The following is a 24,802-nucleotide window of genomic DNA, read 5'->3' on the forward strand; positions in this document are numbered from 1 at the left end:
TACCGATCCGGGGAAATTTCCGACGCGGCCGGAAAGGTGCCGCTAGGGATTCCTAATCCGTGTCCTCTGCCGTAGTCTCGCGAGCGGCGCGCGCGAGCTTCCTCCGGTGCAACATCACATAGACCGCGATCAGGAGGGCGCTGAACGCGAGGATGTCGATGACCGCGTTTTTTGAGTAGCGTTCTATCAGATCCTGGTTGGCTCCGATGAAATAGCCGATCCAGGTGAGTACGGAAACCCACAGCGCGGCGCCGGCCAGCGTATACAGGGTGAACTTCCAGTGATCCATCCGTGCCAAACCGGCGGGCAGCGAGATCAGATGCCGCGCGACCGGGAGCAGGCGTCCGACAAAAGTCGAAATCTCTCCGTGGTCGCGAAAAAAGCGTTCGACCTTGGCGAAGTGCTCTTCGGTGATCATCACGTATCGGCCGTAGCGGAGCAGCAGGCGTCGCCCCAGATAACGCGCAGCGAAGTAGTTGGCGTATGCACCTACCAGGCTGCCGAGCGTTCCGCTGAGAATCACCAGCGTCATATTCATCTGGCCTTGCTGTACCAGGTAACCCGCTGGCGGCATGACGATTTCGCTGGGTATGGGAATCACCGAGCTTTCCATGGCCATGAGGAGGAAGATCCCCCAGTAGCCCATGGAGCCGATGGTGGTGACAAGCCAGTTGATCAGTTCATGCAGCACAGTCGGAGCATCCTTGGTGGTTGGAACAGACTTAGACGGTACCCGGGACGAGCGGCACGAAGGTCACGGGCTCGATCGCCTCCATCTCGAATCCGGTTTCCGTTCTGGTAATGCGGTGCAGCATCTGCTCTCGCCCCGCTCCGAGCGGCACGATCATCACGGCACCCCGGCCGAGTTGGTCGAGCAAGGCTTGAGGGACTTCGGTGGGCGCGGCGGTGACGAGCACACCGTCGAACGGCGAGTAATCATCCCAGCCCCAGGCGCCGTCGCTGTGCCTGAGGCGCACGTTGCGCAGTCCCATGTCCTGGAGACAGCGCCGGGCGCGTTGCTGCAAGGGGTAAATTCGCTCCACCGAATAGACCCGTTTGACCAACTGGGCGAGCACGGCCGTCTGGTAGCCGGAGCCGGTACCGACCTCCAGCACCTTCTCGGGTGTGCGCCGCTCCAGCAGCAACTCGGTCATTCGGGCAATGGTGTAGGGCTGGGAAATCGTCTGATTGAAACCGATCGGCAACGCCGTATCGTCATACGCTCGGCTTGCAAAAGCGTCTTCCACGAAGATGTGCCGCGGTGTGGCGAGCAGCGTGTCGAGGACGATGCGGCTCTTGATGCCCTGGTCCTCAAGGCGCCGAATCATCCGCTCGCGCGTCCGGCGCGACGTCATCCCGCTACCCTCCAGCCGCAGATTCAAGAGTTGTTCCCCGCCAACAGCCATTCCGCGATCAAAGGGACGCGCTCATAACGGGTCAGGTCGATCTGCAACGGCGTAACGGACACGTAATGACTGCGCACCGCGAAGAAGTCGGTGCCCGGTCCCGCGTCCTGTTCGGGGCCTGCGGATCCAACCCAGTAGATTTCGCGGCCGCGAGGGTCCAGCGACCTGATCACGGGCTCGGCCTTGTGACGCTGGCCGAGACGTGTCGCCTGGAATCCTCTGAGTTCCGCGTAAGGAATATCGGGGACGTTGACGTTCAGAATCGTGTCCGGCGGTAGTGGATCCTTCAGGACGCGTTCCAGAAGGTTCACCGCAACCCGGGCCGCTGTGTCGAAGTGCGTCGGATTCGACGAACCGAGCGAAATCGCGACCGCCGGCAGACCGAGAAAGCGCCCTTCGGTCGCAGCGGCGACGGTGCCGGAGTAGATCACGTCGTCGCCAAGATTCGCACCATGGTTGATACCGGCGAACACCATGTCGGGTTCCCGCTCCAGCAGGCCGGTAATCGCGAGATGTACGCAGTCGGTCGGGGTGCCGTCGACCTTGATGAACCCGTTGGGTGCAGCGGCGACGCGCAGTGGTCTCTCGAGGGTTAACGAATTACTGGCGCCGCTGCGATTGCGTTCGGGCGCCACGACGGTGAGGTCCACCAGCGGACGCAGTGCCTCCGCGAGCGCAATCAGACCCGGGGCAGCGTAACCGTCGTCGTTGCTTAGCAGAATGTGCATCGGTGGGGCAGGTTCTAAGACCAAATGGTACCACACCGCAGGCGCTTTTCCCCTGCCGCTTGCTCACCCTCGTGGCGGTCCGGACCCGGCGTAGGGCCATTCTCTCGAGTCAACCTTGCCGCGCTGACGGTGGATCGCTAGGATGTCGCGTCCGTTGTGCGATGCCAGCGTATGTTGAGGGTAGTGTGCTGTCGCCCGGATCGCGCAATGCGCCCAACGATCTGTCCTGAAATTGAGTAAGCCTTCATGCTGAACACTATCAAGGCGGCGGTCGTGCAACGACTCGGCGCCTGCACTGCGTACCAAAGGTTCCGTGCCTTGCCGTTGCTGGCGCAGCGCCTTGCGGTCGTGGCCGCATTGGCGACCGTGCTGACGGCAGCGCTCGCCATCGTCTATTTTTTTGTCAGCCCCGTCATCGCGGTCGGCGCAGTGGCCAGCATCGCAGCAGGGCTCGCGACGGGTCTGGGCGCATTGCCTGCGTTGTTTTTCCGGCAGGTCTCACAGCGCCTGCTTTACATCATGCTGGGCTTCGCGGCCGGCGTCATGCTCGCGGCGACCGCTTTCTCCCTGCTGGTGCCCGGGATCGAGTACGGCAACCAGATCTGGCCGGGGAAGGGGATTTTCATCGTTTCCGGAGGCTTGTTGACGGGAGCGGGGTTTCTGGAACTCGCGGATCGCTTTCTGCCCTATGAACGCTTTCTCGCGGATCGTGGCGACCTGATCACCTCGTTGCGTAAGGTCTGGCTGTTCATCGCCGCCATCACGCTGCATAATTTTCCGGAGGGCATGGCCGTCGGCGTCAGTTTCGGTGGCGGCGACTGGCACAACGGTCTCGTCATCGCGATCGCGATCGGACTGCAGAACATCGTCGAAGGACTGGCCGTCGCACTTCCGCTGGTGGGGCTCGGTTATCCGCGCAGTCAGGCCGTCTTCATCGCCACCTTGACCGGGCTGGTTGAGCCGCTCGGCGGGTTGCTCGGGGTAGCTGCCGTGTCTTTCTTCTTTCCTCTGTTGCCTATAGGAATGGCTTTCGCGGCGGGCGCGATGCTGTTCGTGATTGCCGATGACATCATCCCCGAAACGCAATCGAAGGGTAAGGCGCGATCCGCGACCTTCGCCTTTGTCTTCGGCTTTGTCGTGATGATGGTTCTGGACAACCTGCTGGGCTGATTGCGTCGGCGATGGCGTGCCCCCTGTCCACGGAACTCCATAGCTGGCTGCACGATCAAGTTTTCGATGCAGAGGTGTGGCGCTGGCTCACTGTGGTTGCCACGACCTTCCTGGTGATCGCGGCCGCGGAAATCGGCGACAAGAGCCAACTCGTGTGCATGATGTTGTCGGCACGCCACCGGGGCTTGCCGGTGATGCTCGGTGCCCTCGCGGCATTCGCGCTGCTGAACCTGATGGCGGTCGTGTTCGGGGCTGCGATCGCGGAGTGGATCCCGCGGCCCTTGCTGCTGTTCGGCGTCGCGGCGCTGTTCGCTGTCTTCGGGGCCATTGCGCTGCTGTCGCGTGAGGACGAAGCGGCCGACGAGTTCCGCGAAATGCGGGGTCACGGTGTGTTTGCGACCACGTTCCTGATGCTCGTGCTGGCCGAGTTCGGCGACAAGACGCAGTTGGCGACGGCCGGGCTCAGTGTCGGTGCGGCGCCATTGCCGGTCTGGACCGGTGCGACGCTGGGGCTTGGCTTTACCTCTGCGCTTGGGATCTACGCGGGGCGCACCGTCTTGCAGCGCATCCCCTTACGCCTGCTGCATCGCATCAGTGGAGTGATGTTCCTGATGCTGGCAGGCTACGCGCTGGCGAGCGGGTTGGCCGACGTCAGGGTCACGGCTTTCCTGCATCAACTGTTTCCCCGGGCGTTTTAGCTACGGTGCTGGTCTTGCGCGGGCTGTGTCGGTGTCGGGGGCTTGTCCGGGCAGGCGAGGATGCGTCGCCTGGATATCATCCCTCGCGCCCGGCGAAGTCTGCCGGCGCCAGCACGGTATTCAGCGGAGCGCGGGTGTCGTCCGGTTTGGGATGGTCGAGCGTGAAGTGCAGGCCGCGGCTTTCGTGCCGCGCCAAAGCAGATCGAATGATCAGTTCGGCGACGATCACAAGATTCCGTAACTCGAGCAGATCGCTCGTCACGCGGAAGTGTCCGTAGTAGTCGGAAATCTCCTGTTTCAGCAGTTCCACCCGTCGGAGCGCCCGCTCCAGGCGCTTGTTGGTTCGGACGATGCCCACATAGTCCCACATGAATCGCCGCACCTCGTCCCAGTTGTGTGCCACGACGACTTCTTCATCTGAATCCGTGACACGCGATTCGTCCCACGTTGGCAGTTCCGCGGGAGGCTGCGTGGCCGGCAGGGCCGCAAGCATGTGATGGGCTGCCTGCTCGGCGAACACCAGACATTCCAAAAGCGAATTACTGGCCATGCGGTTTGCGCCGTGAAGTCCCGTGCAGGCCACTTCCCCGATGGCGTACAAGCCCGGAATGTCCGTGCGGGCATCCCGGTCTGTAGCGATTCCGCCGCAGGTGTAGTGCGCTGCCGGAACGACCGGGATGGGAGAGCGTGTGATGTCGATATTCAAGCTCAGGCAATGCGCATAAATCGTCGGGAAGTGACTCCGCACGAAATCAGCCGGCTTATGAGTGATGTCCAGGTAGACGCAGTCTATCCCCAGCCGTTTCATCTCGTAGTCGATCGCGCGGGCGACGATGTCGCGCGGCGCCAGTTCCGCGCGCGGGTCGAAACGGCTCAGGAAAGGTGACCCGTCGGGCAGCAGCAGGCGTCCGCCCTCGCCGCGGACGGCCTCGCTGATCAGGAAAGAACGAGACTCGGGATGGAACAGGCAGGTTGGGTGGAACTGGATGAACTCCATGTTCATCACGCGCGCGCCGGCACGCCATGCCATCGCGATGCCATCGCCCGTGCAGACGTCCGGGTTGCTCGTGTAGAGGTACACCTTGCTTGCGCCGCCGGTGGCCAGAGCAACCAGTCGCGCTCGGAAGGTCAGGACGCGTTGCCGCCGCGTGTCCAGTACATAGGCGCCGACGACCCGCTGGTCGGACGCGTCGCCGAGCTTGCGGGTTGTGATCAGGTCGATGGTGTTGTGATGTTCGAACAACTCGATATTCGGATGTGCCCGAGCGTGGCGCTCCAGGGACGTTTCTACGGCCCTGCCCGTAGCGTCCGCGGCATGCACGACGCGCCGATGGGTATGGCCGCCCTCGCGCGTCAGGTGCAGTTCCGACGTGCCCTGATCGTTTTCCACCTCGGTAAAGGGTACCCCCCGCTGTCGCAGCCAATCGATCGATGTCTTTCCGCGCTCGACCACCAAGCGGACGATCTCGGGATCACACAGCCCGGCACCCGCGACGAGCGTGTCCTGAATGTGAGACTCGACGGAATCGCGGGCGTCGAGCACGGCTGAGATGCCGCCCTGGGCATAGATCGTGCTGCCCTCGCTGAGCGCGACTTTCGACACGACGGCGACCCGGCAGTGGTCGGCCAGCCGCAGCGCCAGGCTAAGACCGGAGGCGCCGCTGCCGATGATCAGGACATCGAAGGAAGGAGACATCGCGCTTGTCGTTGCAGGAGTATCGACCAGTTACAGAGTGATTACGATGCTACCGAAAAAGCCAGCGGGATTGAACGCTTCGGGGCGACAATCCATAATCGGCGCAAATCAGACTTCATCCGCATTCCGGGACCGTCCTTCGAAGAACGCGTTCCTGGCGCGAGGTGGCGGCCGGCTCGCTCGGCGACCGGACCAGTAACAGCCCCTCCCCGTGGTCGGGTCGGATACCGACATTGTAAAGAACAAAGCATGAACGAACTCCTGGATGAAGAACTGGTCCGACGCGTACAGAAGGGTGACAAGAAGGCTTTCGACAGTCTGGTCAGGAAGTACCAATACAAGATCACGCAATTGATCAATCGCTACGTCAAGGATGCCGACGAAGCGCTTGACGTCGCCCAGGAATCTTTCATCAAAGCCTACCGTGCCCTACCGAGTTTTCGTGGTGAAAGTGCGTTCTACACCTGGCTCTACCGGATCGCGATCAATACCGCAAAGAATCACCTGGCAATGCGGGCTCGCCGTCCTACAGACGACGAAATCGACATCGATGCGGCGGAACAATTCGAGAGCGCCTCGCGTCTAAAGGATCTGGAGACGCCCGAGGGCTTGGCTCTGAGTAACGAGTTGGCTTCCGTGATACAATCGGCACTTGACGAACTTCCGGAAGAACTCAGAGTTGCCATAACCCTGCGTGAGTTCGATGGGCTTAGCTACGAAGAGATCGCATCTGTCATGGAGTGTCCCGTTGGAACGGTCAGGTCGCGTATTTTTCGGGCTCGCGAAGCCATCGACAAAAAAATGCAAACTGTATTGGGGTGATTGCAATGAAGAGAGATGACATGTCCGAAAAGCTGTCGCTGCTGGTCGATGACCAGATGGACGTAGCGGCGGCAACGAAGCTCATGAAAGGGCTGGAATCGAGTGCGGAAGATGCCGCAAAGTTTTCCCGCTTCCTTCTCGCGAAGGAAGTGTTGCGCTCGCGAAAGCCTGTGATTGCTGATGCGAACTTCGTATCGCGCGTGCACGCGGCGATAGAAGACGAACCTGCGATTGTCGTCCCCGATTGGCGGAAGCGCGTGAGTGATCAGGCGATTACGCTTGCGTTGGCGGCCACTCTGGCCGGTTTGGCCGTATTTGTGGGCGGTTCGGTACTGCAGGAGCGGGAAGCGAACCCGATGACCGTGGCCTCCACGGACCCCGCCTCGACAGCCCAGTTGCATGATTATCTGGTGACGCACAACGAAACGGCCTACCTCGCAGCCAATGGTGGCCTTATGCCCTATTTGCGTGTGGTCAGTAGCGACAGAGCAGGCCGGTAGTTAGCGTGATCCGCTTGTTCCTCGCGGCGACACGGCTCCGCCGCTGGTCCCTTGGTTTCCTTGCGATGGCATGCTGTCTCCAGGCTTTGGCGACGGATCTGACACAGGGCGGGGACGAGGCCGATGTCGCCGTCGCGCTACTGGAAAAGATGCGGACGGCGATGAGCGAATTGCAATATCGCGGCATAATTGCATATTCCCGCGATAACAAAGTCGAAAACATCGAATTCATTCACGCGGTCAGCAACGGAGTGGAGCATGAGCGGCTCGTGTCGCTCAGCGGGCCCATGCGCGAGGTAATCCGGCAAGGACAGGAAGTTCGATGCTACCTCCATGACAGCCGCACCGTGTTGGTCGAGACGAGGACGGCCGGGCGAGATTTGTTCGATTTGCCGGCCAACTTCCAACAGCTTCGTCCGAACTACATATTCATCCTGGGCGGACGGGATCGCATTGCCCAGCGGGATGCGCAAGCCGTTGCCATTATCGCGAGGGATGACATGCGCTACGGACGGCGCGTGTGGGTCGATTCCTCTTCGAATCTGCCTCTCAAGGTCGAAATCATCGATGGTACGGATACCGTGGTGGAGCAGATGGTTTTTTCGTCGCTGGACCTTGCGACGCCCGTGTCTGCCGAGCAGCTTGAGCCCTCGACGAAAACAGGGCCAAACGATTGGGAGACTCGAGAACAAGTGGGCCTGCCGATCGATTCATTGCGATGGACCCTACATGGAGTTCCGGTCGGTTTTCAGATCGCGTCATTTCGTCGGATTAGAAACGGGGCGATGAACCGGCCTGTCGAACATCTGTTGCTCAGCGATGGTCTGACCTCGGTCTCGGTCTATTTCGACGAGGTCGGTGAGAAGTTGGTAGTTGGCCAACCCACGGCATCGGGCGCGATTCACTCCTTTTCTCGCAAGATCGATGACTTCCTCGTGACCGCAATCGGTGAAATTCCGGCAAGAACCGCGCAGGCCATCGCGAATGGCATACGGCATCGTGGCGCGTCAGCCGATTGACGGCGGCGTTCGAGCCCTGTAGCTGCCTTACGGTGGAGGAAGTCGGTATCATCGTTGCGGTCGACGGCGATTCGTGCGTCGTTGAACTCGGTGCTGCAGACGCATGCGGTGGTTGTCAGACCCGCTGCGCGGCTGGCAGTGAGCGGCTTTCGCGCAAGCTCACCATTCGTAAACCAGAGTTCGACCTGCAGCTGGGAGATCATGTCGTCGTAAGTCTTTCGGCCCGTCGGACCATGTTTGCGGCCGGAGTCTTTTACCTGGGGTCGCTGCTGGCGCTCTTCATCGGAGCTTCCGTTGGCCACTTCGCCGTGGGCAGGATCTGGCCCCCGGCGGTCGATTTCGGCGCGCTAAGTGGAGGTGCGCTTGCCTTTTCGCTGGGCTTGTGGACAGCCAAGAAATGGGGTTTCATCGAATCACTGGCCTCGGCGCCGGTTATTTCCCGGCGTCTCGTGACCTGAGTATGTCAGGTCAGTCATATTTTTCTTCTCAGGGTTTTCCATGAAGATCATGCCTCATTTTTGCGTCGAGGTGCCTCGCGTCGTCCGTCTCATGGTGGTCGGCATGGGACTGTCGCTCTGGCTGTCGAACAACGCGTTAGCGCAGCTTCCGGACTTTACGGAGCTGGTCGAGCGAAACAATGCGGCGGTTGTCAATATCAGCACTACGCAAAAGGTTGCCGCGTCCGAGCCTCAGCTCCCAGAGGGCATGGAGATTCCCGAGGGCACCCCTTTCGACGATTTTCTGAAGCGCTACTTTGGCGAGGGCGGTGGTGGTGGTGGCGGTGAACCCAGCGAGGCCCAATCCCTGGGCTCGGGATTCATTCTGTCCTCGGATGGTTATGTCGTGACCAACCATCACGTCGTAAAGGGCGCCGACGAAATCATTGTGCGGCTTCAGGATCGTCGCGAACTCGTCGCCAAGCTGGTCGGTTCAGACAAGCGAAGCGACATCGCGCTGCTGAAGATCGATGCCGTTGACTTGCCCACCGTAAAGCTCGGTTCCTCCGAGGCATTGAAGGTGGGGGAATGGGTGCTGGCTATAGGCTCTCCATTCGGTTTCGAGCACTCGGCGACGGCCGGCATTGTCAGCGCGAAGGGCCGCAGTCTGCCGAGCGACAATTACGTGCCCTTCATTCAGACCGACGTTGCGATTAATCCCGGAAATTCTGGTGGCCCTCTGTTCAACCTTGACGGCGAGGTCGTCGGCGTGAATTCGCAGATCTACAGTCGCACCGGCGGCTTCATGGGGCTTTCCTTCGCGATCCCGACGGAAGTCGCCACGCAGGTCGTGGCCCAGCTCAAATCCGCTGGCAAGGTGTCGCGCGGCTGGCTCGGCGTGAACATTCAGGACGTGAACCGGGAACTGGCGGAATCCTTCGGTATGAAGAAGCCGCAGGGGGCGCTCGTCGCCAAGATCCTGCCCAAGAGCCCTGCTGAGGCCGCCGGGATTCAGGTCGGCGATATCATCCTTGCCTACAACGGGACCGAAATTACCAACTCGAGCGCATTGCCCCCTCTGGTGGGTATGACCAAGATCGGCGAGACGGCAACACTGAAGGTGTTGCGCGAGGGTGCCAATAAGGAACTGGTGGTCAAGATTGGTGCGTTGCCGACCGATGACGACGAGCCCGTGCTCGCCAAGGGCGAACTCGAAGGGCAAATGGTGAGCCGCTTGGGTGTCCGCGTGGCCAACCTCACCGCAGAAATGCGCGAACAGCTCGAAGTGACAAAGTTCGGCGTACTGGTCACCGATGTCGTGCAGCGCTCGCCGGCTTTCGAGGCGGGTTTGCGGAAGGGAGACGTGATCCAGCGCCTGCAGGACCAGTCGGTAAGGGACGTCGCCCATCTGCAGGACCTTGCCAAGGGACTCGCCAAGGGCAAGACGGTGGCCGTGCTCGTGCTGAGGGGCGGCAACTCGCTGTTTCTGCCGATGAAGATCAAGGAATGACTGCGTGACTGATCGGACTCATATTCGCAATTTTTCGATCATCGCGCATATCGATCACGGCAAGTCGACTCTGGCCGACCGTCTGATCCAGATCTGTGGTGGCCTCGCCGATCGTGAGATGGCTGAACAGGTTCTCGACTCGATGGATCTCGAGCGGGAGCGAGGCATCACGATCAAGGCGCAGAGTGTCACTCTGACCTATCGGTCGAAGGCAGGCGATGAGTATCTGTTGAACTTCATCGATACGCCGGGGCACGTCGACTTCTCGTACGAGGTTTCCCGGTCGTTGGCCGCGTGCGAGGGCGCCCTGCTGGTCGTCGATGCGGCCCAGGGGGTCGAGGCGCAGAGCGTTGCCAACTGCTATACCGCCATCGAGCAGGGGCTGGAAGTCTTGCCGGTCCTGAACAAGATCGATCTGCCTTCCGCCGAGCCGGAACGAGTCTCGCGCGAGATCGAAGAAATCATCGGTCTGCCGGCGCAGGACGCGATCCGGATCAGTGCGAAAACTGGCCTCGGGGTCAATGATCTGCTCGAACAACTGATCGGAGCGATTCCGGCGCCGGAAGGCGACCCGGATCAGCCGCTCCAGGCGCTCATCATCGATTCCTGGTTCGACAACTACCTCGGCGTGGTGTCGCTCGTTCGGGTGATGAACGGCCGCATTGCCCGGCGTCAACGCATCACGATGATGTCCACGGGCAAGAGCCATACGGTCGAGAAATTGGGTGTATTCACGCCCAAGCCTCTGGATAAGGCGAGCCTCGGGCCGGGCGAAGTCGGTTTCGTTGTCGCCGGGATCAAGGAGATCTTCGGTGCGCCAGTTGGTGACACGATCACCGCGACTGACAATCCGACGCAAACGGCGCTGCCGGGTTTCCAAACGGTGCAGCCGCGCGTGTTCGCGGGGTTATATCCGGTCGAGTCGGACGCCTACGAGAACCTGCGCGAAGCGCTGAACAAACTCCGACTGAACGATGCCGCGTTGAACTTCGAGCCGGAAGTGTCCCAGGCGCTGGGCTTCGGATTTCGCTGCGGTTTTCTGGGCATGCTCCACATGGAGATCGTTCAGGAGCGGCTGGAACGAGAGTATGACCTGGACCTGATTTCGACCGCGCCGACCGTCGTCTACCAGGTACTGAAGACCAACGAAGAGGTCGTCGCGGTCGACAATCCATCCGAACTGCCGCCCCTGAATGAGATCTCCGAGATTCGCGAACCCATCATCCGTGCCAACATCCTGGTACCGCAGGAGCATCTCGGTGCCGTCATCGGCTTGTGCATCGAAAAACGCGGGGTTCAGCAGAGCATGCAGTACATCGGCGGTCAGGTTTCGCTGAGCTTCGACCTGCCGTTGAGCGAGGTCGTGCTGGATTTCTTTGACCGGCTCAAGTCGGTCAGCCGGGGCTTTGCCTCCTTCGACTATGAGTTCAAGCACTTCCAGGCGGCGCCGCTAGTGCGGCTCGACGTGCTGATCAATGGCGACAAGGTCGATGCGTTGTCGCTGATCGTCCATCGCGACAACAGTCAGACACGTGGCCGGGATCTCGTCGATAAGATGAAGGATTTGATCCCGCGCCAGATGTACGAAGTCGCGATTCAGGCAGCGATCGGTTCCAAAATCATCGCGCGCTCGTCGGTGAAGGCGTTGCGCAAGAACGTTCTTGCGAAATGCTACGGTGGCGATATCACGCGCAAGAAGAAACTGCTTGAGAAACAGAAGGCCGGCAAGAAGCGCATGAAGCAGGTCGGTCGGATCGAGATTCCGCAGGAGGCCTTCCTCGCGGTGTTGCGGGTAGGCAAGGATTCCTGAGAGGGCGCGCGATGGATGTCGATTTTGAGTTCGTGCTGGTCTTCGCGACGCTGGCGAGCGGCGTGATCTGGGGTGGCTATCTGCTATGGCAGCGATGGGGTGGCGCTCCGACGAGCGATGCGAAGGAACCTTGGCTGGTTGAATATGCGCACTCCTTCTTCCCGGTACTGTTCGTCGTACTGGTGCTGCGATCGTTTATCGTCGAGCCATTTCGGATTCCGTCCGGATCGATGATGCCGACCTTGTTGATCGGCGATTTCATTCTGGTCAACAAGTTCACCTACGGAATCCGGCTCCCGGTGCTCGGAACTAAGGTGTTCGCCATGGGTGAGCCAAGTCGCGGTGACATCGTCGTCTTCAAGTTCCCGCAGGATCCTTCGGTCGACTACATCAAGCGCGTCATCGGCTTGCCCGGTGACCGTATCGCTTACTACAACAAGCAGCTTTACCTCAATGGCAAGCCGGTTCCGCAGACGCGCCTCGGCGAATACGTCGGGGTGGGTCAGGGCGCAAGCATGAGCGGTGCCGCACTGCTGAACGAAGACCTGACCGGCGTGACGCACGATATTCTGATTCGCGAGGGTCAGCCCGGCGTCCAGGGGGAGTTTCGAGTGCCGGAGGGGCAGTACTTCGTCATGGGCGACAATCGCGACAACAGCAATGACAGTCGCTATTGGGGCACGGTACCTGAAGCCAATCTGGTCGGTAAGGCCTTTCTGATCTGGATGAACTGGGATTGGGACAACCACGGCGTGGCTCTGGATCGTTTGGGCGATAGCCTGCAGTGACCGCCGTGACGCGCGCCGACTCACAACGGCGTCATCTCGCGTCTGCGCGTACCGTGCAGGGCGGCATGACGCTGATCAGCTTTCTGCTCTTGTTGGGGTTCCTCGGCCTATGCGCCGTGGTCTTGGTCAGGGTGGCGCCGATCTACTTCGAGCACTACATGATCCGCTCCACTCTGCAATCACTGGAGAGTGATCGCGATCTCGGCAACAAGTCGCGCGAAGAGATCTTCGATTTGCTGCGGCGGCGCTGGGAGATCAATAACGTCGAAGACGTCACCACCGGCAACGTAAAGCTCGAAAGGGACGACAAGAACCTGAAACTGAGGTTGCAATACGACGTCGTACGGCACGTGCTGGGCAATCTCGATGTGGTCGCGCGCTTCGATGACGTGGTCGTCATCGAACTGAAGCCATGAGGCACCCTGAAGACTTGCTGGCCCAGAAACTGGGCTTGCGCTTCACCGACCCCAGGCTGCTGCGGTCGGCGCTGACGCATCGCAGCGCCGGCGGCATCAATAATGAACGACTGGAGTTCCTTGGCGATTCGGTCGTCGGTTTCGTGATCGCTCAGGCCCTGTTCGACCGTTTTCCCAGCGCGGATGAGGGGGTGTTGAGCCGGCTCCGCGCCGCGCTGGTCAACCAGACTTCACTGGCCCAGATTGCGCGGACGCTGGAGCTTGGTGATTATCTGATTCTGGGGGCAGGAGAGTTGCGCAGCGGCGGTTTCCGGCGTGACTCGATCCTGTCAGATGCTTTCGAAGCGATCATCGGCGCCGTGTTGACCGACCAGGGATATGAAGTCTGCCGCGATCTGGTGTTGAGGCTATTTGGAGAGTCCTTCGAGCGCCTTACGGTAGCCGATTGGAAAAAGGACCCGAAGACCCAACTTCAGGAGTTGATGCAGGCCAGGGGGCTGGATCTTCCCGAATACCGTCTCCTGTCGTTGACGGGACGCCCGCACGACCAGAGCTTCGTCGTTGAGTGCCGGATTCCGCTGTCGGCCGAGCCATCCACCGGCACTGGCAGTTCGCGCAAGCGGGCGGAGCAGCAGGCGGCGCAGGAAATGCTGAGGCAGCTTACCGAGGGAACCAAGGCGTCCGCATGAAAGTCGGTTACGTTGCGCTGGTTGGGTGCCCAAACGTCGGCAAGTCAACGCTGCTCAACCGTCTGGTGGGGCAGAAGCTGAGTATCGTCTCCTCTCGACCGCAGACGACACGCCACAGGATTCTCGGCATCAAGACGACACCTCGCGCGCAGCTGGTGTTTATCGATACTCCGGGACTCCACGCGGGCATACGACGCGGCATCAATCAAGCGCTCAACCGGACTGCCGAGTCGGCGCTGAGTCATGCGGACGCGGTCGTCTGGCTCATCGACGGTCCACGCTGGAAGCCTTCGGACGAACCCGTACGCCGGCGGCTGGCCGATGTGTCCGCACCCATCCTGCTGGCGATCAATAAGATTGACCGGGTGACCGACAAGACGAGTTTGCTCCCCTTTCTGGGAAGCGCCAATGAGGGTCGTGAGTTTCACGAGATCATCCCGATTTCTGCGACCAAGGGCATCAACATCGAGGCTTTGGAACAGTGCCTGATCGCACTGATGCCGGAAGGTGATCCCATATACCCGGGCGATCAGGTGACCGATCGGTCGATGCGCTTCTTTGCCAGCGAACTGATCCGTGAAAAGCTGCTGTACCGGGTCGGTCAGGAAGTGCCGCACGCGTTGACCGTCGAGATCGAGTCATACACCGAAACCCCGGGTCTGGTGACGATACACGCAACCATCTGGGTGGAACGCCCAGGCCAGAAGGCTATCGTCATCGGGCGACAGGGAGAGGTCCTCAAGGCGATCGGCACCGCTGCGCGGCGCGAGTTGGAGGCCATGATCGAGAAGAAGGTCAATCTCCAGCTCTGGGCGAAAGTTAAGGAAGGGTGGTCCGACAGCGCCGCAGCGTTGCGACGCTTCGGTTATTCGGACTGAACCAGCAAGCCCCGGGGAACATGACAGACACCGGGCGGATACTGCTCGAACCGGCGTACTTGCTGCATCGGACGAGTTATCGTGAAACCAGCCTGTTTCTTGAGTTCCTGACCCGCGAGCACGGCCGGGTCTCGGTGCTCGGCAAGGGATTGCGCCGAAAAAAGGGCGCTGCCAGTGCGGTTTTCTTTCCGTTCGCGCCGCTGCGTGTTTCATGGTCAGCCCGGGGCGAATTGCCGATCTTGACCGATGTCGAAGTCGTCGCTGCTCAGCCGTTGGCGGACGCCACGGCGCTCGCCTGTGGTTTATACCTGAATGAGCTGATTCTTCGTCTGTTGGCGCCGCATGATCCACATCCGCCGATCTTCGAAGTCTACGGTCAAGCGCTGCATCGGCTCGCAGCGGCGGATGAACGGGAAGCGGTGCTGCGCAACTTTGAAGTCTTGTTGCTCGCGGAGCTCGGCTACGAGTTGCCGCTGGAATGCGACATCGCCACGGGCGATGGATTGGATCCGAGCCGATACTATCGCTATGTCGTTGAACAAGGCCCCATCGCAGCCTTGCCGGAGGCCGGGGCCGTCCGGGGATCGGCGCTGATCGCGCTGCGGACGGGCGTTTTCTCGAGCGCTTCCGACCTCAAGGACGCCAAGCGGCTGATGCGGGGTGTGATAGCCCATCACTTGGGCGGGCGTTCGTTGAAAAGTAGGGAGCTCTTCAAATATTCGCGAACATGAGTACGACGAACTCCACAGCTCGAAAGTCCATTGCACTGGGCGTCAACATCGATCATGTCGCGACGCTGCGGCAGGCGCGCGGTACGCGCTACCCCTCCGTATTGCTAGCGGCACTTGCCGCCGAGCAGGCAGGTGCGGACAGCATTACCGCCCATTTGCGGGAGGATAGGCGACACATACAGGACCGTGATATCGACGCGCTACAGGAGCACCTGTCGACCCGGCTGAACTTGGAAATGGCCGTTACCGACGAGATGGTCGCGGTGGCCTGCCGGGTGCGTCCGGCATCTGTCTGCCTGGTTCCGGAGCGGCGGGAGGAGTTGACGACGGAGGGCGGGCTCGATGTGCAGGGGCACTTTGCCGCGGTTCAGGCTGCGTGTTCACGACTCAGCGCGGCCGATATCCAGGTTTCCCTGTTTGTCGAGGCCGATCTGCGTCAAATCGATGCGGCGATTCGAATTGGGGTACCCGCAGTCGAGTTGCATACCGGAACCTATGCGGATGCCGCGCACGACGCCGAACGTGACCTGGCGTTGCACCGCCTGGAACGCGCGGCACAAGCGGCGGCCGAGGCCGGATTGGCCGTGCACGCCGGGCACGGCCTCCATTACCACAATGTCGGGCCTATCTGCGGCCTCCCGGCCGTTCGCGAATTGAACATCGGGCATTCCATTATTGCCCGCGCCGTCTTTTGTGGAATCGATGCGGCCGTCCGGGAGATGAAGGCCTTGTTGGTCGGCGGTGCGACCTGCGGGCGGAATTGACCGGGCAGCCGCGATCTGCCATATTGATATCTTTTCTCAGGATGGTCCGAGCGTTTCCGTAAGCCGGCTGACGGGGGGCTGATTTCCTGGGCAGCGGCCGATGAGAGCATTCGATGGCTGATTTACCTCCGGACGATGCGGCATATCGGCGCGCTCTGTACACGATAGAGGGCGACCGTCATCACCTGACGCGGGCCATGCCAGCATGGTTGCTGCGCTTGCAGCAGCTGATCTGGACACTCGGGATCATTGCCATGATGTTCCTGATCGTCGTGTGGCTTTACCGCGTACAATCCTCGCTTGCCCGCTTGGAAGGCGGGATTTCCGCTCCGGCTCTCGCAGCCATCGGCCAAGAACCACAGCCAAGTCCGGAAGTGAAAACGCTGGAGGGCCGTCTGGCGCGCGTCCTGAGCGCCTCGGTCGAAAGCAAGCTACGACGACTGGAGCAGAGTGTGGAAAGGGGTACGCTCGGCGGTGAGGATCTGCAACTGCTCGAGGCGGCAGCGGGTGAATTAAGGCTCCTGCGTTCTCAGCCACAGGGCGGCATGGGGCAAGATCGTACCACCGAGCATCCCCGATATCGTTCCGTCCAGGCCCCTGCGACCGCTACGGGGACGGATGCCCTAGGGCAGGTCGAGGAATTGCGTGCCATCGTTTATGCCGTGGTGGTTTGCGTAGCGCTGTTGCTGCTTTTGGCGGTCGGTTTGTGGTTCAGCACCTCGAGACAGGTCAGAATGATTTCCGCGTCTCCCCGTCACCAATTGCCGGCGATGCGTCCGAGCCGCGAAAACCAGCGGGGCACTTAAGCCGACCACCTGTGCTGCTGCCGTGATGACGAGGCCCCGGCCGGCCGCTCGATCCTGGGTGTGATCCCTACTCCGTCATCCTGAAAGCGCGCCGTACGGGGCGCTCGGGCAGGCTCCCGGCAACCCGGCCTACAATCCATCACCCGTGCTGAATGACCACTGAACCTTTCTGCATTCTGGATAGGCGTCTGTCCGTCGCGCCGATGATGGATCGCACCGACCGCCACTTCCGGTTTTTCTTGCGGCTGCTGTCCAAACGCACCTTGCTCTACACCGAGATGGTCACGACGTCGGCGCTGTTGCACGGTGACCGCGGTCGCCTGTTGGCGTTCAGCCCGGAGGAAAAGCCGCTGGCGTTGCAACTCGGAGGCAGTGATCCCGAGGCCTTGGCAGCCTGCGCCGCGATGGCCGACGCGGCCGGGTTCGATGAGGTCAACCTGAATGTCGGCTGCCCCAGCGACCGGGTGCAGAACGGCCGTTTCGGTGCCTGCCTAATGGCGGAGCCCGAACTGGTCGCGGCGGGCGTTGCAGCCATCAGGGCATGCACGCGCTTGTCGGTGACGGTCAAGACCCGGATCGGTATCGACGAGCGTGATTCCTACGAAGAGCTGTTGGCATTCATCGATACGGTGGCTTCGGCGGGATGTCGTGTTTTCGTCGTGCATGCGCGGAAAGCCTGGTTGAAGGGACTATCCCCCAAGGAAAATCGAGAGGTGCCGCCACTCCGCTACGACGTGGTCGCGCGACTCAAGGAGGATCGACCGGATCTGGAGATCATTCTGAACGGCGGAATTCTCACGCTCGAAGAGGCGAACGCGCAGTTGCGCAGCTTCGACGGTGTCATGATTGGCCGCGCGGCGTACCGAGACCCTTTCCTGCTGGCCCGTGCGGATCAGCAAATCTTCGGCGCCGAGACTCCACCCGTCACGCGACGCAGCGTTATCGACCAATGGCTCCCTTACGTCGAACGCGAGCTAAGCGCGGGTACACCTTTACATGCAATGGTCCGCCATGTGCTCGGTCTATATCACGGAGCACCCGGTGGACGCCGCTGGCGGCGCTACTTGACTGAGAACGCCACCGGCCGGCAAGCGAGCGCGGCCGCGCTGATCGAAGCCGCGCGGTTGTGCTCCGAATCGGCGCTGACCTCACCGACCGGAGCCGCCGGGTAATTTTTCGACTTTCCGAAGAGACTGAGCCATGAGCAAGCGAATGGAAGCCGTGTTTTCTGACCTGATCCAGGAACTCGGCGAGGATGTGACCCGTGAGGGCCTGATCGACACCCCGAAGCGGGCAGCCGCTGCATTTCGGTTCCTGAACAGCGGGTACGCCCAATCTCTCGACAACGTGCTGAACAATGCCCTGTTCGAGGCCGATACCGAGGACATGGTCATCGTCAAGGATATCGAACTGTACTCGTTGTGCGAACATCATCTACTACCGTTCATTGGCAAGTGCCACGTTGCCTATCTGCCCAAGGGTAAAGTCATCGGCTTGTCCAAAGTGGCGCGCATCGTCGAGATGTATGCGCGGAGACTGCAAATTCAGGAGCGCCTGACGAAGCAGATCGCCGATGCCATCCAGACTGCGTTGCAGCCGGCTGGCGTGGCCGTCGTGATCGAGGCCAAACACCTGTGCATGATGATGCGGGGCGTCGAGAAGCAGAACTCGGTGATGACGACCTCTTCGATGCTGGGCTTGTTCAGGCGCCAGATCAGCACGCGATCCGAGTTTCTTGGCTTGATCAACCGGAAGTGAGTGCCATGACGGCTGAGTCACAGCGAAAAGTCGGGGTGTTGCTGGTCAACCTTGGTACGCCCGATGCCCCCACACCGGCTGCGGTCCGGCGCTACTTGCGCGAGTTCCTGGCCGATCCGCGGGTCGTGGAGATTCCGCGAGCGATCTGGTGGTTCGTACTGAATCTGGTGATCGCGCCCCTGCGCGCCCCGAAGTCGGCCCACGCTTACGCTACGGTGTGGACCGAGCGCGGCTCGCCGCTCCTTTTTCATTCGTCCGATCTTGCCGCGGCGGTGCAGGAGCATCTGGAGCGCGAAGCCGTTAATGGGACACGGTATCTCGTCCGGTTGGGTATGCGCTATGGCAATCCCAGTGTGCGGAGTCAACTCGATGCCATGAAAGCAGAGGGCGTCGAGGAATTGGTCATCTTGCCGCTGTATCCCCAGTACTCGGCAGCCACGGCCGCCTCGACCTACGACGCGCTAACGCAGGTGCTCCGCACCTGGCGACACGTCCCGTCCCATGCCTTCATCGCCGACTACTTCCGCGAGCCGGCGTATACCGATGCCGTTGCGAGCAGCATAAGCCAGTATTGGAAGAGCCACGGTCAGCCCTCCGGTATGTTGCTGTTCTCATTTCACGGTCTGCCGGCCCGGAGCCGGGCGTTGGGCGATCCCTACTATGATCAATGTGTCGCGAGCGCATCGGCCATTGCCGGTCGCCTCGGGTTGGACGAGTCCCGCTGGCGACTGGTCTTCCAGTCGCGCTTCGGCCCGATGGAGTGGCTAAAGCCCTACTGTGTCGAGGTCTTGGCGGAGTTGCCAAAACAGGGAGTCAGCGCAGTCGATGTGGTCTGCCCTGGCTTTGCGGTGGACTGTCTGGAAACCCTGGAGGAAATTGCCGTGGCCAACCGGGAAGTCTTCCTCGGTGCAGGAGGTTCCCAGTATCGCTACATTCCGGCCCTGAACTCCAGCCCACAGCACGCGTCGGTCATTGCCGACCTTGTTGCACGAGGGGCTTGACGGACGAACTCCGGACATCGGCACGGCCCCGGCCGGCGCCGTTGCACAGCGGCATCCGCGAGCTCTGGTGATCGTTCGGTGGAAATGCGCGCGATTCTTTGGTGGGCTGAGTTCGCACTTGGCTGCTTTCTAGCGATGCCGGTTCGAGCGCGATGACACGCCAGCAGCGCAAGCGAGTACCACCGAAAGGCAGACGCGCGCGCGGCGGACGGTTCCGTCGCTTTTTGCTGCGCCAGATCCTCGTTTTCTTGCCTTTTCTCGTGGTTGGTTTTGGGGCCTACCTTGCCTACCTCGATTACCGCATTCGGGAGGAATTCGAGGGGAAGAAGTGGTCCCTCCCGGCGCGGATCTACGCAGCGCCGATGGAATTGTTCGTCGGCGCCGGAAGCGGGCCTGAGCGTCTCGAGCAGCGCCTTGCGGACCTCAAATTTCGGCCCGATCCGCTCCTCGCGACACGCGCGAGCTATGCGCGACGCGGAACGTCGCTACTGGTCAAGACTCGTGCGTTCCGCTTTCCCGATAGGGCCGAGCCCGCCCGCACCGTTCGCGTCGACTTCGACGGTGATCGCATCTCGGCGCTGACCGATTTGGACAAGGGGCGCAGCCTGGCGGTGTTGCGCCTGGAGCCGCTGCAGGTCGGTAGCTTCTACCCGACGATCAAGGAGGATCGCATTCTCATCAAGCTGGCCCAAGCTCCCGACCTGCTGTTGAAAGCATTGTTTGCCGTGGAGGATCGCGACTTCTATCAGCATGCGGGAATATCAGCGCGAGGCATCCTGCGAGCGGTCTGGGTCAACGCCCGCTCGGGGTCCATCGTTCAGGGCGGCAGCACGCTGACCCAGCAACTGGTCAAGAATCTCTTCCTTACATCGCAGCGCACGTGGTGGCGCAAGATCAACGAGGCTTTCATGGCGCTGATCCTTGAGGCGCGCTACTCAAAGCAGCAGATCCTGGAAGCCTATCTGAATGAGATCTACCTGGGGCAGGACGGTGCACGCGCGATCCACGGTTTCGCTCTGGCCAGCCAGTATTACTTTGGTCGCTCGCTGAGTGAACTGCAGCTGCAGCATATCGCGACGTTGGTAGGTTTGGTGCGAGGCCCTTCCTACTACGATCCCTTCCAGGCGCCGGATCGCGTCGTGAAGCGCCGCAATGTCGTGCTCGATGCGATGGCGGAACAGCATTACGTCTCGCCCACCCAAGCCGCCGAGGCCAAGGCGAAGGCGCTCGACGTCCTCGCCGATCCCCATCAACCGATCAGCCAGTACCCGGCCTTTCTCGATCTGCTCAAACGCCAGTTGGCCAAGGACTATCAGAACGAGGATCTGACATCGGAGGGGCTGCGCATCTTTACGACTCTCGAGGTCGATGCGCAGCGTGCCGCGGAAGCGGCCGTGGGCGACGGTATCAAGCAACTGGAACAGCGGGCAGGTCGTCGTGGACTTGAAACGGCCGCGATTGTTACGCGCCGCGACAGCGGCGAGATCGTCGCGCTGGTCGGGTCGCGGAATCCGCTGTCCGCAGGTTTCAACCGTGCGCTCGATGCCGAGCGGCAGATCGGATCACTGTACAAGCCAGTGGTGTACCTGACCGCTCTGAGAAACTCGAAGCGTTATACGATCGCCTCGCCGCTGTCGGATCGGGCTCTGCGACTGAAGGCCGAAGGTGGTCGGCCGTGGCTTCCGAGCAATTACGACGGCAAGGAGCATGGGACCGTATTGCTGAGCACGGCACTTGCTCAATCCTATAATCTGGCGACCATCCGGCTTGGCCTCAGTGTCGGTGTCGAACACACTCTGGAAACGCTGCGGCGGATGGGCGTGTCGCGCAAGGGGCCCACGTTCCCGTCGGTGTTGCTCGGTGCCGTCAGCATGACGCCGATCGAGGTGGCGCAGGCGTACCAAACGCTGGCTGCCGAGGGTTTCCTGATGCCGCTGACCACCATACGAGCGGTCACCTCACGCGACGGCAAGGTATTGCAGCGCCACGCACTCAAGCCCCGGCAGCAACTCGATACGTCGGCGGTGTTCCTGGTCAATACCGTGTTGCAGGAAGCCGTGTCGCAAGGCACCGGGAAGTCGCTTTATGCGCTCCTGCCGCGGCACTTCAATGTGGCAGGGAAGACCGGCACCACGAACGATCTCCGCGACAGCTGGTTCGCCGGGTTTACCGGCGATTATCTGGGTGTGGTATGGGTGGGGCGCGACGACAACCAGCCGGCTCGACTCACGGGCGCGCAGGGCGCGATGCGGATCTGGGGGCTGACCATGAAGCAAATCGCGCGTGAACCGGTGACCCTGGCGCGGCCGCAGAACGTGGCGGAGGTCTGGATAGATCGCGAAACGGGGCTGCGCTCCGAGTCGGGCTGCCCCACGGCGACCCGCATGCCGTTCATAAAGGGCTCGGAGCCGCCTAACGGTGGTGCCTGTGGTGCAACCGCCAGGACGGCCCCTTCCGTAAGTGACAGTCTGTTCTGACGCTTGCCTTCCGCCGCGAGGGGCAACGGACGGGCTCGTGTCACGGCAAGCTGCAGGCCTCAACCAAGGCGCGTCAGCAGGGCCTGTGCTTCCCGGCGTTGCTCTGCCGTTCCAGCGGTAATGACTGCATTCAAGATGATGCGGGCCTGCACGACATCCTGCATGTCGGCATAGGCCCGAGCCAGATCCAGCTTCGACTCGAGATCTTCGACTTCAGTTGCGGCGGGATGACTGCCATCGTTCGTTTGGGCAGCGAGCGAGCGATTGGTCACCGCAGGACTCATGCCGTCCGGGGCCGCGGCGAGGTGTTCCTCGAAATGCATGGCCGACAGCTCTTTAAGCAGGTCCTCGATCGACCGCGCAGCATCGGTGTCGAGAGCCGATTCGACCGTTTCGTGTGCCGATTCTTTGGAAAACGGGATGGGCGTGTAGGGAATCACGTGCGCATCCTCGGCCTGTTCGCCGGTACCTGTCGTAGACTCGGTCGGCGCCTCTTCTGGAGAAGCGGCACTCTGCAACTGGCCGGCCGTTCCGTCAGTCGTCGATGACAGGGGAGGGACGGTTCCCTTGCCCTGACTTGCATCGTCAAGCGTGGCGCTCGGAATTTCCTCGTCCAGTATGCGGCTTTCCAAACTGAAATGCTTCAGTTTGGCAATCAATTGATCGGTTTCGTCAGGCGCTGCGTTGGCTGGGGTGCTGTCGTCCTCACTGTCCGACAGTGTCTGTTCGAGCGTTCCCAAGGGCAGACCTATTTTTTCCGCCAGGGCGTCGGCACGAGCCCAGAACTCAGGGTCGGCGATCGGGTGTTCCGTCTTTAGCTTTTCGGTCAAAAGCCGAAAGGCGTCGCGGTCTTGCGTGGCCGCGTAGACTTGAAGAAGCTTGAGGTAGGGCTCGGGATGTTCGGGGGCGAGTTCAATCGCGCGCCTGATGGACTCCTCGGCCTGGCGGAATTTGCCATAGGACAGATAGATCTCCGCCTCGAACAACGCGTCTCCTTCCAGCGGTTCGTTCCGGGCAAATTCCGGCGCTGTTTGTACCGTAGTGGTGTCTGGGCGTGCGTTGGCTGCAATGGCCGGCGGTTCGGTTACCCCCGCATTGATCAGTCCGGCCGGCGCCGAGCGAGCCGTTGATTTGCTTGCAGTCACCGCCAACGCATTCTCGTCGTCGACCATTTGACGCGAGCGGCGGGACTCAATACGTCGCCGCGCGTAGCCTCCGACGAGTGCTGCGACCAGAGCTGCCGCGAGACCCATGAGCCAGGGTTGCAAACCGTCGTCGGCGGTGGCCTGCATCTGGCGCGCCGATAGCGGTGCGGAAGGTCTGTGAGACGGGATCGGAATGTTCGCGGGTTTTGATTCAGTGCCCGCGCCTTCGGGCTCGGTTACGTGTCGCGCACCGTCCGCGGCTGGCACCTGGGCGGGAGTGGGAGTCGCTGCCGGTGCAGGCACGGCGACCGTTGCGGGACCTGTTGCGTCGACGGGCTGCGACGCGGCTTCCACGTCGCGTGACGCAGGTGTCCCCGAGGCAGAAGTAGTGGTTGACGCCGCTTCGACAACAGGTCCTGACGCCGCGGCGGGCACGATGGCAGGGGCTGGGGCCGCTGGTGCCGGCGCGCTGGCACTGCGGTCGCGCGCCTCAAGCTGACGGGTCAGATCCGTCACCCGCAACTCCAACTGGGTCATCCGGTTGCGTAGCTGTTCATTCTCGCGCCGGAGCTTTTCGATAGCAGGCCAAGCTGGATTGTCGGGTGTGCGTACCTGGGAAGAGGCTCCGGCTGTTACGGACTCACGACCGTTAAGGTTCGGCTGAGCAGCCCCGCTGGCTTCATCCGGCGAGGTGGCTAATGCTGCAACTCGATGTTGTGCTGACCGATTTCGTCGCTCGGGCTGAAACGGAGATTCCTCTGTCGATTGTCGCGACTGTACGGGATCTCCCGAGCCGAAGAGATCGTCCTGCCCGGGGACCCTCAGGTAAGTGCCGGCATTCAAGGCATTGACGCTTGGTCGGGAAAAGGCCTGAGGATTTAGACGGAAGAGTGCCGTCATCATCCGTTCGGTCGGAATCGACGCATCGGGCTTTAGCCGCTCGGCGATCTTCCAGAGGTTCTCGTTGCGAGCAACAGGACCATAGATTTGCCCCGTAGGGCGCGGAGCCATGCGTTGGGCGGCGGCATCCGCGGAAACCCCTGAGACGGGGCGGGTCTCCTGCCAGTCGCCTCCCGACTCGGCCGTCAGTTCCCGGCGTGCCGTGACTACGGGCGCTGCCAACGCATCGGGCGGGTCCAGCAGGACCGTGAAGCTGCGCAGCATGCGGCCCTGGGGCCAGGTCACTTCCATCAGGAAGCTGAGAAAGGGTTCGGAGATGACATCCAGAGAGCGGATGCGAACCGCGAAACTCCCATCGCGCCGCTGCACCGCATCGAAGCGCAGCTTGCCGATAGCCGGCGAGCGGGTCAAACCGACCTTCGCGAATTCCGCAGGTGCTGCTAGGCCGATGCGGATTTGATCCAGTTGTTCGCCGGACAGAACCAGTGGCACCTCGGCGTCGAGGGGTTGATTCAGAAAGGAATGCAGTTTGATTTCGCCAACGCCGAGCGTCTGTCCACTGCCGGGGGCCAGCAATCCGACGATGACGAGTGCTTTCGAAAAACTGTGCACGCGGCCAATCTCCGGTTCAAGCGATGAATGAGAAGGGGAAG

General features: G+C 61.3%; 24 protein-coding genes. 19 read left to right on the forward strand and 5 right to left on the reverse strand.

Annotation, left to right across the window (positions count from 1 at the left end):
- Positions 1–52: 52 nt before the first annotated feature.
- The 3 genes from ACW73L_RS01990 to surE are packed head-to-tail and all read right to left on the reverse strand — an operon-like array spanning position 53 to position 2,134.
- On the reverse strand, positions 53–691 hold the full coding sequence (locus ACW73L_RS01990) for a DedA family protein (protein ID WP_498919664.1): 639 nt from the start codon (positions 689–691) through the stop codon (positions 53–55).
- A gap of 31 nt (positions 692–722) precedes the next feature.
- On the reverse strand, positions 723–1,382 hold the full coding sequence (locus ACW73L_RS01995) for a protein-L-isoaspartate(D-aspartate) O-methyltransferase (RefSeq protein ID WP_498919665.1): 660 nt from the start codon (positions 1,380–1,382) through the stop codon (positions 723–725).
- The gene (gene surE / locus ACW73L_RS02000; RefSeq protein ID WP_498919666.1) at positions 1,379–2,134 is read right to left on the reverse strand and encodes a 5'/3'-nucleotidase SurE; all 756 of its coding nucleotides are present in this window, start codon (positions 2,132–2,134) and stop codon (positions 1,379–1,381) included. The genes ACW73L_RS01995 and surE overlap by 4 nt, the downstream gene beginning before the upstream one ends.
- A gap of 246 nt (positions 2,135–2,380) precedes the next feature.
- Between surE and ACW73L_RS02005 the strand changes: the two genes are divergently transcribed.
- The gene (locus tag ACW73L_RS02005; RefSeq protein WP_498919667.1) at positions 2,381–3,304 is read left to right on the forward strand and encodes a ZIP family metal transporter; all 924 of its coding nucleotides are present in this window, start codon (positions 2,381–2,383) and stop codon (positions 3,302–3,304) included.
- 11 nt (positions 3,305–3,315) lie between these two features.
- On the forward strand, positions 3,316–4,002 hold the full coding sequence (locus tag ACW73L_RS02010; protein ID WP_498919668.1) for a TMEM165/GDT1 family protein: 687 nt from the start codon (positions 3,316–3,318) through the stop codon (positions 4,000–4,002).
- A gap of 76 nt (positions 4,003–4,078) precedes the next feature.
- Here ACW73L_RS02010 and nadB read toward each other — a convergent pair whose 3' ends face one another.
- Positions 4,079–5,698, reverse strand: a complete 1,620-nt coding sequence (gene nadB, locus ACW73L_RS02015) for an L-aspartate oxidase (RefSeq protein WP_129882334.1) — start codon at positions 5,696–5,698, stop codon at positions 4,079–4,081.
- Between the two features lie 249 nt (positions 5,699–5,947).
- Between nadB and rpoE the strand changes: the two genes are divergently transcribed.
- From rpoE to mrcB, 17 genes are all read left to right on the forward strand, one after another.
- Positions 5,948–6,520 (forward strand): RNA polymerase sigma factor RpoE, encoded by a 573-nt coding sequence (gene rpoE, locus ACW73L_RS02020; RefSeq protein WP_129882333.1) that lies wholly within the window; start codon positions 5,948–5,950, stop codon positions 6,518–6,520.
- A 20-nt stretch (positions 6,521–6,540) separates the two neighbouring features.
- Positions 6,541–7,020, forward strand: a complete 480-nt coding sequence (locus ACW73L_RS02025; RefSeq protein WP_498919671.1) for a sigma-E factor negative regulatory protein — start codon at positions 6,541–6,543, stop codon at positions 7,018–7,020.
- A 65-nt stretch (positions 7,021–7,085) separates the two neighbouring features.
- Complete coding sequence (locus ACW73L_RS02030; RefSeq protein ID WP_498919672.1) at positions 7,086–8,039, forward strand: MucB/RseB C-terminal domain-containing protein; 954 nt, start codon at positions 7,086–7,088, stop codon at positions 8,037–8,039.
- A 32-nt stretch (positions 8,040–8,071) separates the two neighbouring features.
- A complete protein-coding gene (locus ACW73L_RS02035; protein ID WP_498919673.1) occupies positions 8,072–8,497 on the forward strand; it encodes a SoxR reducing system RseC family protein in 426 nt (141 codons plus the stop codon).
- Between the two features lie 49 nt (positions 8,498–8,546).
- Positions 8,547–9,986, forward strand: coding sequence for a DegQ family serine endoprotease (locus ACW73L_RS02040; protein ID WP_498919839.1), 1,440 nt, complete (start codon positions 8,547–8,549; stop codon positions 9,984–9,986).
- Positions 9,987–9,990: 4 nt separating this feature from the next.
- Positions 9,991–11,796, forward strand: a complete 1,806-nt coding sequence (gene lepA / locus ACW73L_RS02045; protein WP_498919674.1) for a translation elongation factor 4 — start codon at positions 9,991–9,993, stop codon at positions 11,794–11,796.
- Between the two features lie 11 nt (positions 11,797–11,807).
- Complete coding sequence (lepB, locus tag ACW73L_RS02050) at positions 11,808–12,584, forward strand: signal peptidase I (RefSeq protein WP_498919675.1); 777 nt, start codon at positions 11,808–11,810, stop codon at positions 12,582–12,584.
- A 5-nt stretch (positions 12,585–12,589) separates the two neighbouring features.
- Complete coding sequence (locus tag ACW73L_RS02055; RefSeq protein ID WP_165370043.1) at positions 12,590–13,000, forward strand: DUF4845 domain-containing protein; 411 nt, start codon at positions 12,590–12,592, stop codon at positions 12,998–13,000.
- On the forward strand, positions 12,997–13,689 hold the full coding sequence (gene rnc / locus ACW73L_RS02060) for a ribonuclease III (protein ID WP_129882326.1): 693 nt from the start codon (positions 12,997–12,999) through the stop codon (positions 13,687–13,689). The genes ACW73L_RS02055 and rnc overlap by 4 nt, the downstream gene beginning before the upstream one ends.
- Positions 13,686–14,567: a GTPase Era gene (gene era, locus ACW73L_RS02065; protein WP_498919676.1), complete on the forward strand. Its 882-nt coding sequence runs from the start codon at positions 13,686–13,688 to the stop codon at positions 14,565–14,567. The genes rnc and era overlap by 4 nt, the downstream gene beginning before the upstream one ends.
- A 20-nt stretch (positions 14,568–14,587) precedes the next feature.
- A complete protein-coding gene (gene recO, locus ACW73L_RS02070; RefSeq protein WP_498919677.1) occupies positions 14,588–15,298 on the forward strand; it encodes a DNA repair protein RecO in 711 nt (236 codons plus the stop codon).
- The gene (gene pdxJ, locus ACW73L_RS02075; protein WP_498919678.1) at positions 15,295–16,062 is read left to right on the forward strand and encodes a pyridoxine 5'-phosphate synthase; all 768 of its coding nucleotides are present in this window, start codon (positions 15,295–15,297) and stop codon (positions 16,060–16,062) included. The genes recO and pdxJ overlap by 4 nt, the downstream gene beginning before the upstream one ends.
- 113 nt (positions 16,063–16,175) lie before the next feature.
- A complete protein-coding gene (locus ACW73L_RS02080; RefSeq protein WP_498919679.1) occupies positions 16,176–16,868 on the forward strand; it encodes a hypothetical protein in 693 nt (230 codons plus the stop codon).
- Between the two features lie 152 nt (positions 16,869–17,020).
- Positions 17,021–18,040 (forward strand): tRNA dihydrouridine(20/20a) synthase DusA, encoded by a 1,020-nt coding sequence (gene dusA / locus ACW73L_RS02085; protein ID WP_498919680.1) that lies wholly within the window; start codon positions 17,021–17,023, stop codon positions 18,038–18,040.
- A 40-nt stretch (positions 18,041–18,080) separates the two neighbouring features.
- Positions 18,081–18,626 carry a GTP cyclohydrolase I FolE gene (gene folE, locus ACW73L_RS02090; protein WP_129882641.1) on the forward strand — a complete coding sequence of 182 codons (546 nt, stop codon included), beginning with the start codon at positions 18,081–18,083 and terminating at the stop codon, positions 18,624–18,626.
- Positions 18,627–18,631: 5 nt separating this feature from the next.
- On the forward strand, positions 18,632–19,627 hold the full coding sequence (gene hemH / locus ACW73L_RS02095; RefSeq protein WP_498919681.1) for a ferrochelatase: 996 nt from the start codon (positions 18,632–18,634) through the stop codon (positions 19,625–19,627).
- A gap of 152 nt (positions 19,628–19,779) precedes the next feature.
- Positions 19,780–22,104, forward strand: coding sequence for a penicillin-binding protein 1B (gene mrcB / locus ACW73L_RS02100; RefSeq protein ID WP_498919682.1), 2,325 nt, complete (start codon positions 19,780–19,782; stop codon positions 22,102–22,104).
- A 59-nt stretch (positions 22,105–22,163) separates the two neighbouring features.
- Here mrcB and ACW73L_RS02105 read toward each other — a convergent pair whose 3' ends face one another.
- Entirely contained in the window at positions 22,164–24,761 is a 2,598-nt protein-coding gene (locus ACW73L_RS02105) for a FimV/HubP family polar landmark protein (protein WP_498919683.1), read from the reverse strand.
- Between the last annotated feature and the right edge of the window lie 41 nt (positions 24,762–24,802).

This window comes from Methylolobus aquaticus (assembly GCF_054172105.1).

Excerpts from the sequence above, each read along its gene's own strand:
- rpoE (WP_129882333.1), top strand. The coding sequence starts at position 5,948 with ATGAACGAACTCCTGGATGAAGAACTGGTCCGACGCGTACAGAAGGGT.
- surE (WP_498919666.1), bottom strand. The coding sequence starts at position 2,134 with ATGCACATTCTGCTAAGCAACGACGACGGTTACGCTGCCCCGGGTCTG.
- ACW73L_RS02030 (WP_498919672.1), top strand. The coding sequence starts at position 7,086 with ATGGCATGCTGTCTCCAGGCTTTGGCGACGGATCTGACACAGGGCGGG.
- ACW73L_RS02080 (WP_498919679.1), top strand. The coding sequence starts at position 16,176 with ATGGCTGATTTACCTCCGGACGATGCGGCATATCGGCGCGCTCTGTAC.
- hemH (WP_498919681.1), top strand. The coding sequence starts at position 18,632 with ATGACGGCTGAGTCACAGCGAAAAGTCGGGGTGTTGCTGGTCAACCTT.
- era (WP_498919676.1), top strand. The coding sequence starts at position 13,686 with ATGAAAGTCGGTTACGTTGCGCTGGTTGGGTGCCCAAACGTCGGCAAG.
- pdxJ (WP_498919678.1), top strand. The coding sequence starts at position 15,295 with ATGAGTACGACGAACTCCACAGCTCGAAAGTCCATTGCACTGGGCGTC.
- ACW73L_RS02040 (WP_498919839.1), top strand. The coding sequence starts at position 8,547 with ATGCCTCATTTTTGCGTCGAGGTGCCTCGCGTCGTCCGTCTCATGGTG.
- ACW73L_RS02025 (WP_498919671.1), top strand. The coding sequence starts at position 6,541 with ATGTCCGAAAAGCTGTCGCTGCTGGTCGATGACCAGATGGACGTAGCG.
- ACW73L_RS02010 (WP_498919668.1), top strand. The coding sequence starts at position 3,316 with ATGGCGTGCCCCCTGTCCACGGAACTCCATAGCTGGCTGCACGATCAA.
- recO (WP_498919677.1), top strand. The coding sequence starts at position 14,588 with ATGACAGACACCGGGCGGATACTGCTCGAACCGGCGTACTTGCTGCAT.
- lepB (WP_498919675.1), top strand. The coding sequence starts at position 11,808 with ATGGATGTCGATTTTGAGTTCGTGCTGGTCTTCGCGACGCTGGCGAGC.
- ACW73L_RS02005 (WP_498919667.1), top strand. The coding sequence starts at position 2,381 with ATGCTGAACACTATCAAGGCGGCGGTCGTGCAACGACTCGGCGCCTGC.
- rnc (WP_129882326.1), top strand. The coding sequence starts at position 12,997 with ATGAGGCACCCTGAAGACTTGCTGGCCCAGAAACTGGGCTTGCGCTTC.
- folE (WP_129882641.1), top strand. The coding sequence starts at position 18,081 with ATGGAAGCCGTGTTTTCTGACCTGATCCAGGAACTCGGCGAGGATGTG.
- dusA (WP_498919680.1), top strand. The coding sequence starts at position 17,021 with ATGACCACTGAACCTTTCTGCATTCTGGATAGGCGTCTGTCCGTCGCG.
- mrcB (WP_498919682.1), top strand. The coding sequence starts at position 19,780 with ATGACACGCCAGCAGCGCAAGCGAGTACCACCGAAAGGCAGACGCGCG.
- nadB (WP_129882334.1), bottom strand. The coding sequence starts at position 5,698 with ATGTCTCCTTCCTTCGATGTCCTGATCATCGGCAGCGGCGCCTCCGGT.